General features: G+C 37.5%; 23 protein-coding genes and 1 pseudogene. 2 read left to right on the top strand and 22 right to left on the bottom strand.

Going from position 1 to position 14676, the window contains the following annotated elements; genetic code table 11:
* Positions 1-38: 38 nt before the first annotated feature.
* From B0H99_RS01935 to B0H99_RS02025, 22 genes and pseudogenes are all read right to left on the bottom strand, one after another.
* Entirely contained in the window at positions 39-908 is an 870-nt protein-coding gene (locus B0H99_RS01935; protein WP_106531932.1) for a DUF4435 domain-containing protein, read from the bottom strand.
* On the bottom strand, positions 905-2281 hold the full coding sequence (locus tag B0H99_RS01940; protein ID WP_106531933.1) for an AAA family ATPase: 1377 nt from the start codon (positions 2279-2281) through the stop codon (positions 905-907). Before B0H99_RS01940 ends, B0H99_RS01935 begins: the two co-directional genes overlap by 4 nt.
* A gap of 541 nt (positions 2282-2822) precedes the next feature.
* The gene (locus tag B0H99_RS01945; RefSeq protein ID WP_106531934.1) at positions 2823-3341 is read right to left on the bottom strand and encodes a hypothetical protein; all 519 of its coding nucleotides are present in this window, start codon (positions 3339-3341) and stop codon (positions 2823-2825) included.
* A gap of 139 nt (positions 3342-3480) precedes the next feature.
* Complete coding sequence (locus B0H99_RS01950; protein WP_106531935.1) at positions 3481-4221, bottom strand: hypothetical protein; 741 nt, start codon at positions 4219-4221, stop codon at positions 3481-3483.
* Positions 4218-4415 (bottom strand): XtrA/YqaO family protein, encoded by a 198-nt coding sequence (locus B0H99_RS01955; protein WP_106531936.1) that lies wholly within the window; start codon positions 4413-4415, stop codon positions 4218-4220. Before B0H99_RS01955 ends, B0H99_RS01950 begins: the two co-directional genes overlap by 4 nt.
* Positions 4412-4870, bottom strand: a pseudogene (locus B0H99_RS01960) (RusA family crossover junction endodeoxyribonuclease). The gene B0H99_RS01955 and the pseudogene B0H99_RS01960 overlap by 4 nt, the downstream one beginning before the upstream one ends.
* A gap of 290 nt (positions 4871-5160) precedes the next feature.
* Positions 5161-5301: a hypothetical protein gene (locus B0H99_RS17710; protein ID WP_181313540.1), complete on the bottom strand. Its 141-nt coding sequence runs from the start codon at positions 5299-5301 to the stop codon at positions 5161-5163.
* 182 nt (positions 5302-5483) lie between these two features.
* Entirely contained in the window at positions 5484-5663 is a 180-nt protein-coding gene (locus B0H99_RS01965) for a hypothetical protein (RefSeq protein WP_106531937.1), read from the bottom strand.
* Positions 5660-5956 (bottom strand): hypothetical protein, encoded by a 297-nt coding sequence (locus tag B0H99_RS01970; RefSeq protein ID WP_106531938.1) that lies wholly within the window; start codon positions 5954-5956, stop codon positions 5660-5662. The genes B0H99_RS01965 and B0H99_RS01970 overlap by 4 nt, the downstream gene beginning before the upstream one ends.
* A gap of 121 nt (positions 5957-6077) precedes the next feature.
* Positions 6078-6254: a hypothetical protein gene (locus B0H99_RS17715; protein WP_181313541.1), complete on the bottom strand. Its 177-nt coding sequence runs from the start codon at positions 6252-6254 to the stop codon at positions 6078-6080.
* A 146-nt stretch (positions 6255-6400) separates the two neighbouring features.
* Positions 6401-6598, bottom strand: a complete 198-nt coding sequence (locus B0H99_RS01975) for a hypothetical protein (RefSeq protein WP_106531939.1) — start codon at positions 6596-6598, stop codon at positions 6401-6403.
* Between the two features lie 11 nt (positions 6599-6609).
* Positions 6610-7344 carry a P-loop NTPase family protein gene (locus B0H99_RS01980; RefSeq protein WP_181313542.1) on the bottom strand — a complete coding sequence of 245 codons (735 nt, stop codon included), beginning with the start codon at positions 7342-7344 and terminating at the stop codon, positions 6610-6612.
* A 28-nt stretch (positions 7345-7372) separates the two neighbouring features.
* Positions 7373-8188, bottom strand: a complete 816-nt coding sequence (locus B0H99_RS01985) for a phage replisome organizer N-terminal domain-containing protein (RefSeq protein ID WP_106531941.1) — start codon at positions 8186-8188, stop codon at positions 7373-7375.
* A gap of 64 nt (positions 8189-8252) precedes the next feature.
* A complete protein-coding gene (locus B0H99_RS01990; RefSeq protein WP_106531942.1) occupies positions 8253-9116 on the bottom strand; it encodes a recombinase RecT in 864 nt (287 codons plus the stop codon).
* A gap of 13 nt (positions 9117-9129) precedes the next feature.
* The gene (locus tag B0H99_RS01995; RefSeq protein WP_106531943.1) at positions 9130-10065 is read right to left on the bottom strand and encodes a YqaJ viral recombinase family nuclease; all 936 of its coding nucleotides are present in this window, start codon (positions 10063-10065) and stop codon (positions 9130-9132) included.
* A 93-nt stretch (positions 10066-10158) separates the two neighbouring features.
* Positions 10159-10407 (bottom strand): YqaI family protein, encoded by a 249-nt coding sequence (locus B0H99_RS02000; RefSeq protein ID WP_245894335.1) that lies wholly within the window; start codon positions 10405-10407, stop codon positions 10159-10161.
* 273 nt (positions 10408-10680) lie between these two features.
* Positions 10681-10803, bottom strand: coding sequence for a hypothetical protein (locus tag B0H99_RS18115; protein WP_281258855.1), 123 nt, complete (start codon positions 10801-10803; stop codon positions 10681-10683).
* Positions 10800-11312 (bottom strand): helix-turn-helix transcriptional regulator, encoded by a 513-nt coding sequence (locus B0H99_RS02005; protein WP_106531944.1) that lies wholly within the window; start codon positions 11310-11312, stop codon positions 10800-10802. Before B0H99_RS02005 ends, B0H99_RS18115 begins: the two co-directional genes overlap by 4 nt.
* Positions 11313-11397: 85 nt before the next feature.
* Positions 11398-11709 carry a DNA-binding protein gene (locus B0H99_RS02010; protein WP_245894337.1) on the bottom strand — a complete coding sequence of 104 codons (312 nt, stop codon included), beginning with the start codon at positions 11707-11709 and terminating at the stop codon, positions 11398-11400.
* 64 nt (positions 11710-11773) lie between these two features.
* Positions 11774-12229: an SAM-dependent methyltransferase gene (locus tag B0H99_RS02015; RefSeq protein WP_106531945.1), complete on the bottom strand. Its 456-nt coding sequence runs from the start codon at positions 12227-12229 to the stop codon at positions 11774-11776.
* Between the two features lie 26 nt (positions 12230-12255).
* A complete protein-coding gene (locus B0H99_RS02020) occupies positions 12256-13110 on the bottom strand; it encodes a phage antirepressor (protein ID WP_342750482.1) in 855 nt (284 codons plus the stop codon).
* A gap of 10 nt (positions 13111-13120) precedes the next feature.
* Complete coding sequence (locus B0H99_RS02025) at positions 13121-13348, bottom strand: helix-turn-helix transcriptional regulator (protein WP_106531946.1); 228 nt, start codon at positions 13346-13348, stop codon at positions 13121-13123.
* Between the two features lie 164 nt (positions 13349-13512).
* Between B0H99_RS02025 and B0H99_RS02030 the strand changes: the two genes are divergently transcribed.
* Both B0H99_RS02030 and B0H99_RS02035 read left to right on the top strand, forming a co-directional pair.
* Positions 13513-13920, top strand: a complete 408-nt coding sequence (locus tag B0H99_RS02030) for a helix-turn-helix domain-containing protein (RefSeq protein WP_106531947.1) — start codon at positions 13513-13515, stop codon at positions 13918-13920.
* A 90-nt stretch (positions 13921-14010) separates the two neighbouring features.
* Positions 14011-14670: a hypothetical protein gene (locus tag B0H99_RS02035; protein ID WP_106531948.1), complete on the top strand. Its 660-nt coding sequence runs from the start codon at positions 14011-14013 to the stop codon at positions 14668-14670.
* The last annotated feature ends 6 nt before the right edge of the window (positions 14671-14676 follow it).

Here is a 14676-nt window from a genome sequence, read left to right on the forward strand (position 1 = left end):
ACTGGTGCGGACTCGTTCATAGTCACTTTATTTTCTTTTCATTGGTTAATAATTTGAGTTATCCTATATTTTAGGAATTGGAAATTGTCATTAGGATATTCATTTAAAAGCATCGTTTTAATTAAATCTTTATCGACAATTGTATTAACTGTTATTGAACTAATATAAGTAATAAGTGATTCTAATAAATACTTTCCACTTATTAATTGTTCATAAGATAAATCATTTTGATTTTTAAAAATCTCCTTTACTTCTTCATATTCCTCAGAATATTCTTTTTGGTACTTTTGACTATATAATTTTTTAATATTATTTATATATTCTTCAATTTTGTTTTCTTTGATTCCATAGGTTTCTCTATTCAAATATACATACGGTGAAATACTACAGTTGGCCCCCAAATCATATTTGAAAGCTATTGCATAACTTATAAATAATTCTGCAAATTTTTCATACGTATATGAAGTCCACCATTCCCAATTTAATATCTCATCAAGCTCTTCAGGATCATATGTATGAAGCCGGTGCTTCATTAATGTAACTGCTCCTTCTTTTGATATTAAATAATTTTCTATAGTGTAAAATTCTAACTCCACTAAATTTGTATGATGAGGAACTTCTTCTCCAATAAGATGATCGAAATCTTTATCAACTATAAATACAATTTTATTTTTAGTTTTTTCTTCTATCTTTTTCCATTCTTCAAATATTTGAAGAACATTAGGTTTGTTTTTCATTGGAAAAATTTTTCCAACATTCAAATTTGTTCCGAACAACTTTTTGATAATTATTTCGTACATTATGTTTAATTTTTCATCTTCAATAAATAAAAATAAATCATATTTATTTTTTTTTACTATAACTTCAGCGAGATAAGCATTTTCTTTTCTTACTGGTAAGGAACTCATAAAAGAACACCTTTTATTTCAACTGTATTTCCAATGAATTCTCCTATAATATCTGGTGAATGAGTAGCAATTATAATTTGTGTCTCTTCTCCCTTACTTACAATTGAAGGTAAAAGTTTTGATTGCCAATCAATATGAAGAGACAGTTCAGGCTCATCTATAAATAAAATTTTAGTATCATTTTTATCAAATTTTATAATCGAAAAAATATAAAACATTATTAATTGTTTTTCTCCAGAAGAAAGGTAATTTAAGTCAATATGTTCTTCTTTCTCTAAATTAGTAAAATAGAATTCTCCTTCATTTCCATCGTAAACTATTTTCTTTTCAGTTTCTTTCAACAACTTATTAATAGCGTCTATAACAGTAGTAGATTTTTCCTTTAATTCATCAATTGCTCTTTTTAAAGGTCTCACCTTTTCTATAACATTATATAAACTTCTTAACTGAGCACTTATATATGCATAGTCAAAAAATTCAGGTACATTTATATTTTCTGGATCATTTTTAGTTTTCTTCATAATATTTTTGTGCTGTAATTTGTACTCTTTATAAAGTTCCATTATATTTTCTCTAAGTTCTTTAAACATTGCATCATTAAGTTCTTCAATTAAATTATCAAAATCTTTTTTGTTGTTTTTAAATGATCTATTGATTAGGTTTTTTTGAGGTTTTGATAATTCAGTTAGTATCTTAATACGCATATCCTCATGTATATGGATTTCTTTTTGAGCGATATATCTTAAATATTCTTTATAATAATTTTCAGCTATATTTAATGAGTTTTCTATATTTTTTTTATTAGTATTAATTCCTATTCTACTTGAGCTAGTTAATTTACTTTCAATACCTTTAACCTTTCTATCTAATGGTACATAGACAAGTTCATTTTTCATATTTTTTACAAAATTTTTGTATGTATTTTCTAAAGAAATGTCTTTAATACTGTTAAATTCTTTATAAAATTCTTTTTTTCCTATATCTTTTTTATAAATATACTCTTCATTTCCATCTTCAGTTATTCTGATAGAATACAACAATTTGTTATTTATATTTCTAATATCATCTTTATAGTAAAAATTTTCTTCCTCAGCTACTTTGCCATTGATTTTAATCACGTAATTCTTTGTTTCTTTATCTTCAATTACTTCTAACTCTTGTTGATACTCTCCTTTAACAAAATTCACTTTTAAGTAAGAGTAATTATATCTATAAGTTTTTTCTATTTCACCATTTAAAATCAGATATAGAATGTCTATTATCGTAGTCTTACCACTCCCATTTAAACCGTAAAGTATATTTAAGTTTTTTTCTAAGGGAACATAATAATCCTTACGATATAAACCTTTTAATTCTAAACTTTTAATAAACATTCCATCTCTCCTTATTAATTTTCATTTTATTATTTTTATGAAAATATTTATCGAAATACCATTACCTAGTAAAAGCCTTAAAGTAGTTCAGCAATTAAATAAATTTTATATCTGAAATTATTCTCTAGAAGTCAACAATTATTTTGATGCTTAAAACAACTAATTTTACTGCCGTTTGTGCTGATTTTATAACATAAGTCGTCGACATTAGAGCACCAACGGATACAGTATAGAATCACTAATGATTAACCAATCTGTCCAGTCTCCTTGTAAAGTAGTATTTAGAACTTTTAGAACCTTAATCCAATCTTGCTTTGCCAAAGCTATTCTCTTACATCAAACTTGATGGAATTTAACTTGCTGTCATCCATTTCGATTGTAGTTTAAGCATGAGGTTAGATATCGCCATATTTAACTTTCTTTCCGATATATGCTTAAATTAACTTCTAGGTAATTCCATTATATTAGTATTTGCAAATAAATATATAGACATCAAAACAGCATAATGCTGTAATGATGTCCTCCAGTTGGCTGGTGCGGACTAAATATAATTTTTCTCTAATGTTTTTCTCGACTTTTTAACCGCATTTTTTAACGCTTTATTAATGGAAATAAGAATTTCATTCTCAGCTTTATTTTTTCTGACATCTCCATCACGTTCACGTCCTAAAAAAAAATTTGCATGCCTTATATTAGAAGCAATTCCCTCTATTTCTTTAATCATTTCTAAAGGATAAACATCCTTAATCTTTAAATCGAATAATTCCATCGCTTCTTGCAATTCATTTCTTAACGTACTCCGATGATGATTTTGAAGTTCAATGTTATCTTTAAAAATATTCAAAGACGCATCAATTGAAAAAATCACATGTTCTACTTTGGGAATAAATTCGTTTAACATTACTCGGGTAAAAACCTCATATTTATCTTTTTTAAAATGAGATCTAGTGGCTTTATTTTTTACAAACTCTGTTAATACAGGGCTTATTGCCCCTATCGATGCTCCGAATAAAGTCCCCACTAAGGCTGATATAGGAGCTATCCATATTTCAAATTCCATTAAAACTCTTCCCCCTCATCAAAATTCACGCGCTTCACTTTCTCACCGTGCACCTTGATTTTCGTTTCTAAATAAAGCCACCAAAACAACGTAATGCTGTAATGATGTCCTCAAGTTGGCTAGTGCGGACTTATTTTAATTAAGATAACATCTTTAATAGACTTTTTTTAGGTTTTGCTACAAGAGCTCCGTTAAGCCAAACTCCCTCTCCTTTATGTTTAAGTGACATGGCAAAATCCCAATAAATTAGGTATTCTAATATATTCTCTTTTTTGTCGATATCAGTATATTTTATTAATAATGTTAATTCAGGCAAGATATTTATATCTTCTTCCTTCAATAAAAAGTTGGAGAGAATCATAAAATAGGAGGGTAAATAAATCTCAAGCTCTTCATCAACTCTTAAAATATTCCCTCTTTTAATAGTGGCATTTATCTCATCAAACCACATGTTAACTTTTTTAGTTTGCACGATAAATTTAAAAGATTGCGGTCTTTTTGTTTTAGTAATTATTAGCGTTGTATCATTGTCGCTTATTCTTTTAAGTTCATTTTCAACTTCTTTAAAGTTACTAAAAAAATAGTAGTAGGATTCAATATTCGCTGTAGTTCCACCATAGTTAGTGAGCTTTATTTTGGTATTCGAAAACTTTTCATCTATTTTTTCTTCGGTCTCCCAATCGCAATTTAAATCCGGCAGTAGTTGATCAGTGAATTCTTTTATGATTGGTACTATCACTGGTTTTCTTTCCTTATTGAAAAACTTAAATTGCAGCACTAGAGCAAATAGTGCTATAATCACGGCTAAAAGCGAAGTGACTGCTGTTACCACATTTAGGATTTGATCACTTGTTATATCATTTAAAATCTGTTTTATCAAAAATTTTCCCCCTCATCCCACTTAACCCGTGTGACTTTTCCTTGATGCGTCACGATTTTTGTTTCAGCGTGAGGTGGAAGTTCTGTCAGTTTCACCCTCCCTTCGTTGAAAATAATCACGCAGCTTTTTGGTAGTTCCATTATATCCAATTTCAGTTCACCTGTCTCCGAAATATTTACATCCTGCAGCCTCATAGAATCACTCCTAAATCGATACCTACCTCTTCCTCAAAATACGATATATGTACAACCACTTTCGGCGTCATGCTATAGAACTTCCGAACGTTCATGCAGACTACTTGGCTGTCGTCATGCCAAATTACTTTGTTGAGACCATCCTTAACGCCCTACACATAATTGTCGACGTCCGGTTTGGATGTCGGCAATAGCAAGCCTTGCTCTATAAGCTTCAATTTCGGCTTTGTCTGAAGGTTCTTCGGTATCGGGCGATAAAAGTCTACGCTTAGGGTTATCGGTCCGCTAATAAGCTTTTTTGGAGCACGCTGTGCAGCTACCAATCGAACATACTGCTTAAAGTCTCTCGATTTCGCTGGATCATAGAGAACCGTTTTGCCGGTAAAGGTTTTACCGGCTCTCGGTCTTCCTTGAGCGACTGGATTGCCCATGATTTCAAATAAAATGGTTTTCATCGTTTCACCTTTTCTTTTTTCTTCAGAAATCCTTGTTGCTGCTTAAATTGATTTAAGGTTCGATTGCTGATTCCGAAATACAGCCTGATTTTCTTATCCGAATATCCGCGCAGTTGCAACTCGCCATACATAATCGGATTTAAAATTCCTTCACCAGTTCCTCCTGCGACATTTCCTCTGGTTTAACGATCTGAACCATTACTTACGAGCTCCCATGCGTTCAATAGCCATCCCGTTTACTAATCCAATTACAAGTGCAGCAGCCATTCCTGCGATAGACAAAATCATCATTACGCTTTCCCTCCCTCTGGTAAAACCATTTTGTTCCGTAGTTCGCTAGAATCCACTTCTGCTTTCTCCAGCAACATTTTCAACCCGTACTTCTCTTTAAATTCCTGTACAATTGCAACTTGCTCCCTCGTAAGCATCATTGTTCTCCTCCTCTTTATCGCGCTATATGTTCGGACGGTTATTTAATCAAAATATGGAGATTCCAAGAATCTTATAAGATAAACCGTAGCAATTAATGGAGAAAACAGGATTGCGATACTGCTAAAAAATAGAATGTATTCCACCTATAATCCCTCCGTTTCATTCAATAGTGCGGTACCGTTTACCATCTATCTTTTGGAATAGCGCCCTCGTAGGCCATCCGATTTCTTATTTCCAACGCTTCCCGGGAATCGCATTCCACGATGCTTTGGATTGCTGCTATGCCAAACATCGGCACCTGGCGACTCGGTTTCCAAAACGGGAGAGCCGCCAATACTTTGTTATACTTTTCTTCGTTCACGCTAATGCCTCCAGAGTCTGCAGCAATTCTGCATTTAATTCTTCTTCGCTGAGCCGTTTGAACTTCCAGTCCTTATAGTCTTGGTTCCAGTACTCTTCGGTGAATTGGAGCCCTGTGAAGACTCTTGTGGCAATGACATTGCCTGGAGCAATCTGACGGTCGTCAAATGCAATCCAAGCCGATGGATCTGCACCGCTGATGAACCCTTGAAACGTTCCTTTCTTCCAGCCATCTATGTGATAGATGAACAATCGGTCACCCTTTTTGAGTTCGTTCATTTCTTGGTAGGTCATCCCTCAATGCGCCACCCTTCTTTTTTCCTCAATTTGATTCCAATCGGCCGTAACGGTTCGTAGAGCCAAACCTTTTGTCCACCTTCCCAGCGATACAACAGCAACCATTTTGCTCGAGCCATCAGAACCACGGGCTCGCTTTCGGCTCAAGATCTCTTCTCAATTTCTGCTGCAGCAAGAATGCGCGTAAATCGTAATAATCCATGCTGTCGAGTGCTTCTCCGTTCGGCCCCATTTTTATCCCATATTCATTAAGTTCTTCAACCCAAAACTTCACATGTATATGTTCGCTAGACACGATTCATCCCCCTCAGCACTTAAAATATCAGATAATTTTAAATACTTACTTCGACATGTTTAAAGGTAAAATATTGACATTTTGTTTCGAAAAAAATTAGAAAGGAAATTTGTCTTATCTTTTCTTGTCTATGTCGTCTACGTCTTTCACGCTGCCACCTCCATCGCCAAATGGCGATACAAGATGTCCAGTGCGTTCTTTCTAACGGGATGCAACTCAGCTAACTTAGATTCAAATTGTTGCTCTAAGCCTTTGTCCTGTTCGCCTGTAGCTTCCCAGCTTCCAGCTATTAGAATGAGTTGATTTAATATATACTGGCGTCTTTTGATTGGATCGTTGCTCACATTACTTCCTCCTAAAATTCAATATTTTTGATTCGCTTATCAGAAGTTTCTTCGAATTTGATTAAGTACGTATCCTTCATCAACCGACTGACCAATTTAGCATCGTACATCTTCACCAGTTCGCCTTTAGAAAGATTGCTGGTAATGATGGTCGGTTTATTCTGTCGCGCATTTGCAATAGCGTAGAGAACCCGTAGCGTAAAATCTGATGCTTGCTTGCCTGTTCCTGTTGCTCCTGTCTCTGCACCTAAGTCATCTAAGACCAAGTGATCGGCCACTGATAACAGGTCGACGAAATAGTTTTCGGTGTATATGCTTTCTCGATTGTCGAAGGTGCCACGGATTTTGCGAAGCATTTCATCCACGCTGATAAATAAGCAGCACTTGTCTTTCTCGCCCGTCTCATTCAGGTTCCGCAGAATGCTCATGGCCAAAGGACTTTTCCCGACTCCAGGCATGCCCGTAAGCCATGTATTGAACACTTCTCCGCCTTTGTATCGCTGGTAAGCTTTAACGGCTTTTTCATTGTTGGCAATCTCTTCATGTTGTTTTGCTTCGTAGTTTCCAAAGGATGCACTGTATAAGTTTTCGTCCGTTAGTATGCTCTGCTTGGAAAAAGCGAGATATGCTTTACTGGCGTGTGCTTGGCGAATCTTTTCGCTTTGTTGCTGTGAAAGAAGTTCAGTATTTCGTTCACGTTCGCAAAGGGGACAAATTTCTTCTTCCTCGTATTTAATCAACTTCACCAATTTCCCGTTGTGCAGATCGCAAACACTAGAAGTCAATTCCAGAGGTGTCATTTGATTTTTTAGGATGCTGCTGATGGCTTCCAGGACGATTCGCTCCTTTCGGTTTTTGGTTTAGGTAAGATTCGAAGTTAGTGCCAAATAATGTAGTAGGTCTTAGATACATGGCCATCTTTTCATCGATAATCCATTCTGCTGTTTTGGTATCAACGACTCGTTTAAAGTCTTCTAAACGGAATCCTTCTTTCCAACGAGCTTTTATCAAGTCTTTGGTTTTTTGAGTTTGATGACGATAATTTGTAGAAGCCACATCGTTGAGATAGTTTACTATCTCGACAAAAGGGACATTCTCTTTCTCTTTATCTCTTTCTTTATCTTCTTCTAGTTCTAATTCTTCTTCTATGTCCGTTACTTTTGCGTTATCGTGTAACGTTTCGGTAACGTTACCTATTGGAAGCTTTTTTCGTTCTCTATGTTTTTCCACCCGAAGTCTTGTCTGCTCACGTATTTTGTCTAATCCTTCAATGCTCTGGTGCTTGTCCCAATTGATAATACTGATGAAGTGGTTGTCATCGATATCAATCATTCCAAACTGTTGGAATACTTCTAGAGCCATCCGAACCGTTCCAAGAGGTCGATTAAAGATGGTGGCTAGCATTTCATCCGTATAAGGAATTGTTTCACTTAAATAAATGTAGCCATTTGCATTGGCTCTCCCTGCTTGAGAAAGTAATTTCACCCACACGATCAAGATGGTATCTGCTTCTGGCATGCTCTCAATCAACCGTATTTTTTCATCCTCAAACATTTGCGTACTTAGCTTTATCCATTTGACCCCACTCATTTTATTCACTCCTCAAAATGTTGCTAGAAAAAGAAGGGAATCCCTCAATCCCCTCATTCAGTTCTTAAATCAATGTTGATTGTTCGTGAATGCTTGGTTTTTTATCCTTTGTTTCTGCTGCCGGTTCTTCTACTTGTTCTAGCTGATCATCTAGTACGGTGTAATCTGTAACATCGATAACGTTACTCATATCTTCGTTCAATTCCGTTTTGATGGTTGAATCAGCTTCTACTGTCTTCTGAAGCTCAATAGATTTCGGAGCATATTTCAGAACTTCTTTTAATACCGTTTTCTTAGCCATCGCGTCGTAATTTGTTTTCCACGGGCTTGTCCAGCCTTTCTGAACAGCCTGAGAGAACTTCTGTGCATGATTTTCGATACGCTCTCTCGTCCAGTAAACAAAGTCATATCCGCCGTTTTGAAGGTGATAAACTGCATAGTAGCCAACAGGTTCTCCTTCAGGCATAGCCGCCGGTTTATGAATTAAATCTTTTGTCAGGCCATAACTGAATTCGAACTCGTCATTCGAGTAAACTTCATGCGCATAAATCGCTTTGTATTGCCCACTACGGACCGCTAAATCAATGAGCCCCTTATACCCTAGTTGGAACTGAACTTGCTTGCCATAAGGAATCAGATATGCCTGTCCAAGCCCTGTATTTGGTTCTACACCTAGTTGAGCAGACTGCATGATGGCCGCTAAGAAGGAAGTTTGATCGCACTCCAGTAGCTTCGGAGTCGTACGAACTGCTGTAAGCGCGATTCGAGCAATGCGATCAGCGTCCAAGTGCTTTGGTAAAGCCCGCTGAATTTCTGGACCCATTCTTTTTAATAGAGCATTTAGAGATTGCTCTGGAGTAACGGCTTTTTTCGGCGCCGCGCTGGTGCGTTGTGCCAATTGGTTTTTAACTGCTCCGTTTGTTGCCATGATTAAGTTCCTCCTATTTCACAGTGAACCGACGTGCGGTTGATGTGTTTGTGTATTTTTTGTATAAATCCGGTTGTTCAGCCTTCAAGCGCTTGGAGTCAATTCGATTGGTTTCGTAGTTTTTCCAAGACACAACGCGAGTAGGTGTGATGCCTTTTTCGTTTTCCCCCATAAGTGCCTTAATGCGGTTTTCATATTCTTTCTTTTGGCTTTCAAAACTTTTGATGTCTTCTGCTAACTGGTCCATCGCTTCAAGCATTTTTTCGACATCACCAGGCAAGTTAATTTCACTGGTCGGTTCAGCTTGAGGATACAGAGCTTTCAATAATTCACTGGAAGCATCCGTACCGTCGAACAGCGGCGGCATTTCAGCTAAAACATGGTTTTCCCAGAAGTCCTTTTCAATGCCGATCAAGTACTCAATTAGCTCATCATCCCGTTCAATCCGTTTGTGAATGAATTTATTACCGCCAATTAATACAGCGATGTGCCAAGCCTTATATCCAGTGACGGCCATGTAGTGCTGGCATTGAAGCAAGTACGCTGCAGGGATTTCTTCATCTTCCCAATCGCCTTTTAAGTATTCGGAAGCTGTCTTACATTCCAACCCTTCTTTCTTACCAACTATCAGCCGGTCAACGTTTGCTAACATAAACGAATGCTCTGGATGCTGTAAGATTGCATTTCTTTTTCGGACTCTCATCCCAGTTCGGAGGCTGAATTCCTGCGCCACCACATCTTCCATCACATTGCCCCAGTATGCCGCTTCACCAACATTGTCTTCTTCCGGTGACTGTCCAGTTTTTTCAAGGTAAACACCAATTGGTGACTTCCATTTATTTAATCCGGCAATAGCTGATATATCACTGCCACCAAGACCTTTTCTACGCTGTTCAAGCCACTCTTCACGGCTCATTTCTTGTGTCGAGACTAATGATTCGGCTCGCATTGATTCCCTCCATTCCGCATGTTATAATATGCGTATATTTTCAAGTTTTTCCTTACACGGGAAACGGTGGGTCAGCTGGTTGCACAGCTGGCTTTATTTTTTTGCCTTGAAAAACTCCCCACCGACCACTTCAAGCAAATAATCTTCAATGTTTTCTTCGAGCACGATCCGGCCCTGCTTATCTTCGAACCAGGTATCGCCTGACTGAATTTCACTTCCGAACATGTCTTCAATCGGGTGATCAATTTCTGGTTCAAATACGACCGGTTCTGAGCCGGCAAAGCTGATATCTTGAAACGGGTAACCTGTTCTCATCGCACGTTCAATGTCTGGATGTTGCATGGTGCATCCTCCTTTCTAATTTCATTTGATAACGCCTGATGCTACAGCCAAGCGTGCACGCAAAACTTTTTCACGTAACCATGCCTGCTTGTGGATCGCTTGCAGTTTTCTTTTCATCAATACCGGTTCACCTTCTTTCTGATGGATTGAATCCCATCAATAAGCCCGGGAGAAAAAGCAGGAGGGAAGTGGAATTCCCGGACTTATTGACGAGAGCCAAAGCTCGCGTCTATAATAGAGATAGATTATTTTTCGAATCGCCAGCTGACCCCATCAGTTGGCTTTTTTGTTGCCATTTTTTAAACTGCCCCATTGAACCCCAACCCCAAAACCAATTACAAGTGCCATGACTATTAGTATGTAGATATGTAAGAACTCGCCGTTTTCGATAATCATGAAAGCCACCCTTTCGCTCTTAATGATTGGTAATGCGTGCCCCATGTTTCGGTGTAGCTAATGTTCATGTTTTCGCAAAGAACAACTACCAGGTGCTCCAGTGCTGTGATGGCTTCTACTGATTCCTGCAGCAGCCTATCAATTTCTTGGCGCTCCCAATGAGAGATACTTTTAAGTGACCGAGCAAAGTTGAAGTTGCGCAAGGCTACAATGACTTCTTCCATTTCTTCAATAGTCTTCTCTTTTACGCTGGCATGGTGCAGATCAACGTCCGGCCCATCCAACCAAACCGGCCCAGTTTTCGTATATTCATGCCGTAGTGCAAAAGCGAATCGTGCGTTTTCACTGGTTTGCATTAACTTCTGTGAAACATCAGGTGGTATAGTTCGTGTTCCGTTTTCAATTTTCGAAACAAGCTCACGAGAAACGTTCAGTTCCAGCGCCATTTGCTGTTGCGTTTGATTCCCCCTTACTTCTCTTAATGCTGACTTCAAACTCGATTTCTCCATTTTTCCTCATCCTTTCAGTTGTTGTACCATTTCATTTCCAAGTTCACTTTGCGTGTACCAAAAATCTTGAGTATTTGTTTTATACTTAACTTACAGAGCGAATTGATTTGCGATTCTGATCTAACCACTTAGCGTTGAAACGAATCCATTTGAATAATTCATCTGTATAGATTTTCACTCCGAACTCTCGACAAACCGGAAAGTCTTTTCGGCCCATCAGTTCACACATCTTGGTTTCACTGATCCTCAGCAATTCCTTCGTTTCTTCCCTGGTTAGAAAGTGAGGCAAATCCCTCCTTGGCTCAATTCTTTCTGCCACCTTCGCCACTTCCTCGCTAATGATGTTTCGCAAATCCTCAGCGGTCATTGTTATTAAAATTGTTTGTTCCATCTTCATCACTCCTCCTGGGCGTCCCTCGCGCCCTTTTCTTTTTTATTTGGCTTTATGGTCGAACACTTGATTATTTCATGAATACAAGCCAGTGTGTTTTGCTTCGTTTGTTTCCAATTAACGGTTTCGCATCAATAGCCTTTAACACTTGGCCAAGCTTGATTTGTTCTTCATTCCATTTGAAAATTAGCGTTCCATTCGTTTTGAGAACTCGCATACATTCGTTGAACCCTTTTGAAATATCATCCTGCCAGTTATCCTGATCTAGCTTGCCGTACTTCTTGGCCAACCATGATTCATCCCCGGCTTTCAGTAAATACGGCGGATCGAATACCACCATGTAAAAGCTGTCATCCTCGAAAGGCATATTTCGAAAATCTGCAATAATGTCAGGCTTAACCTCTAAAGTCCGACCGTCACACAAGGTATCGCTTAGTTCTCTTTTATCCATGTAAATTGCATCTTCGTGCTGCTTATCAAACCAAAACATCCGACTTCCGCAGCAAGCATCTAAAACACGTTCCATCAATTTTCCTCCCTTGCCGTTTCGTTCTACTGTGCTAGAAGCGCTGCATCTGACAAGAACTTATTGATGAAGTACACCTGGCCCTTACCAGTTACCTTCGTCGTTCTTGTAATGCGTACAGTGCCATCCGGATTATTAATAGTCCGTTCCTTCACTTCAAACCATCCACGCTCCATCGCGTACTGAGTTGGTTCGTTGTAATGTGTGCCCTTCTTTCCGAGGTAGCCATTGTCTCGTAACCACTTGAACATTCGGTTCTGCCCAACATGGATGCCGTTCTGCACCAGCAACTTTGCCAACTGACCTACTAAGATAGAACTTTCACTTGTGGCGACTGCATCAGCAAAGAGTACTTTTGGTTTTTGCTGATGAATTGTTAATTCTGCTTGTTGTAGCTTCAGTCGCTCTTCTTTTAATTGAGTAGCAATTTGAATGATTGTGTCTGGATCTGTCAGAACCTTTTCAATGGTATCGGGTGTCATGTAGGTGCCATGTTTACGGATGGCCGGCAGTACCTCATGAGTGATCCATCGTTTGAATTGTTTTGCTTCTGGTTTACGGCTACCAAGAATTAAACTATATAGACCTGATTCGTTAACCGCTTGCATGCTTTGTTGTCCTTTAATGGTGTCAGTTGAAATGACATCCTTCTCATCTTCATCTAATCTGGATAATGCTTGACGACTGTTACCAATTTCTAAAATGTTGCAAACATCTTTTGCTACAAAGAAAATATCTTGACCACTTCTGACCGTTCGAACTTCATTTCCTTGATAATTGAAAATATTTTGCAGTTCATTCATATTGTTGACCCCTTTCTTTTCAAAATTTTTCCTAGCAAGGGTGTAGGTCGCTCTTAGTTGAGCGATCCTTTCGTTCATCCCCCTTTCCTTAGACCACCAATTGCCTTTGCTCCATTTCGTCGCATTCATCAGCAAAAAATTTTGCATTTGGTTCTACTTTTAATACTTTGGCAATAGAAATCATTTGTTCAAGATTTGGTTCTGACCTTCCTCTTTCAATGTGAGAGTAGTTTGCTCTCGATAATCCAGCGCTTTCAGCGACTTCCTGTTGCGATAGATTTAGTGTTAGTCGTCGATTTCGCATCATGTTTCTCATTGCTTAAACACCTCCTTTGCGACAATATGTATCTTTCTTGTTTTTATAATACGATACATAATGGAGCAAGTCAACACAAAAAGCGACTTTTTGTATCATTTATTTTTTTGATACATTTTGTATAGTACTATTAAAGAAAATGATACAGAATGGCGGTGTATTAGATGAGTATTGGAAGTAGAATTGCCAAGTTACGGAAGAATCGAAGACCTTCTCTAACTCAAGAGGAATTTGCTCATGAAATAGGAATTTCTCGCGCTGCCCTCTCTCACTATGAAAAAGATCGTAGAGAGCCAGATTATGAAACCCTTCAAAAAATAGCTAATTATTTCTCGGTTACAACCGATTACCTCTTAGGAAGAGAACAATCTGAAGATAGTAATACTATATTTAACCAGGGGATTGATTCTTCGACTTTGACAGAACAGCAGCAAGCTATTTTGGAATGGGCTCTGACTAAAGAGAACTTATCTTTTAGCAATAAGAAAGAGGATATTATAGAAATGCTTGATCGCTTCGTGGCTTTTTATGAATTCGAGCAAGCCCAAAAGAACAAGAATAAAGATAAATAAGTAGTAGAGTTTAAAATACCCCTTATTTTTTTCATTTTTTATTGTTAATATATAGAAGAAAGATAATCTAATATACGGGGGCAGATTTATTTGAAAAAAGTAATCTTTACTACTATTGTTGGCGCTTCTTTGTTGCTGGGAGCATGTGGATCGGACACTACCAAAGTCAATGAGAACTCAGAGAATACAGCAGCCACAACAGAAACTGAAGCTAAAGAAACTGAAGAAGTAGCTGCAGAAGAAACTGAAGCTGAAGAAGTTGTATCTGAAGATGTACAAGAAGATGACACTGTTAAAGCCACAAATGTTTATACAGATAAAGATTTAGGGATTACAGGCGAAGTTGGACCATTGAAATATGAAATCTCTGGTATCCAGTTGAAAATTATCGAGCCTAAAGACCAAGCTACAGCTGACTTGTTCGAAGTTGAGATTGGCGATGAAATTCATGCGTTTACAATCCAAATGGCAGGGGAAAATACTACAGAAGATGACGTAAGCTTCTTTTTAAACCAAGCTATTGCTGTTACGAATACAAAAGAACAACTTGATCCAGATATGATTTTGAGCGAATATATTGATGGTGAGTTTTTAGGACAAGTACGACATGAAGGTCATAACGTCTACGTATTAAAAAATTCTAAAGTCGATGAGTTAAAAACAATTGAATTACGCATTCAAGCACCATACGACAAAGATTTCAATACAATTGGCGATGAGATTTCAGAGAAAATTGAAGTGAACAAATAAGACTTC

Source organism: Planomicrobium soli, from assembly GCF_003014655.1.
GTDB classification, from domain to species: Bacteria; Bacillota; Bacilli; order Bacillales_A; family Planococcaceae; genus Planococcus; species Planococcus soli_B.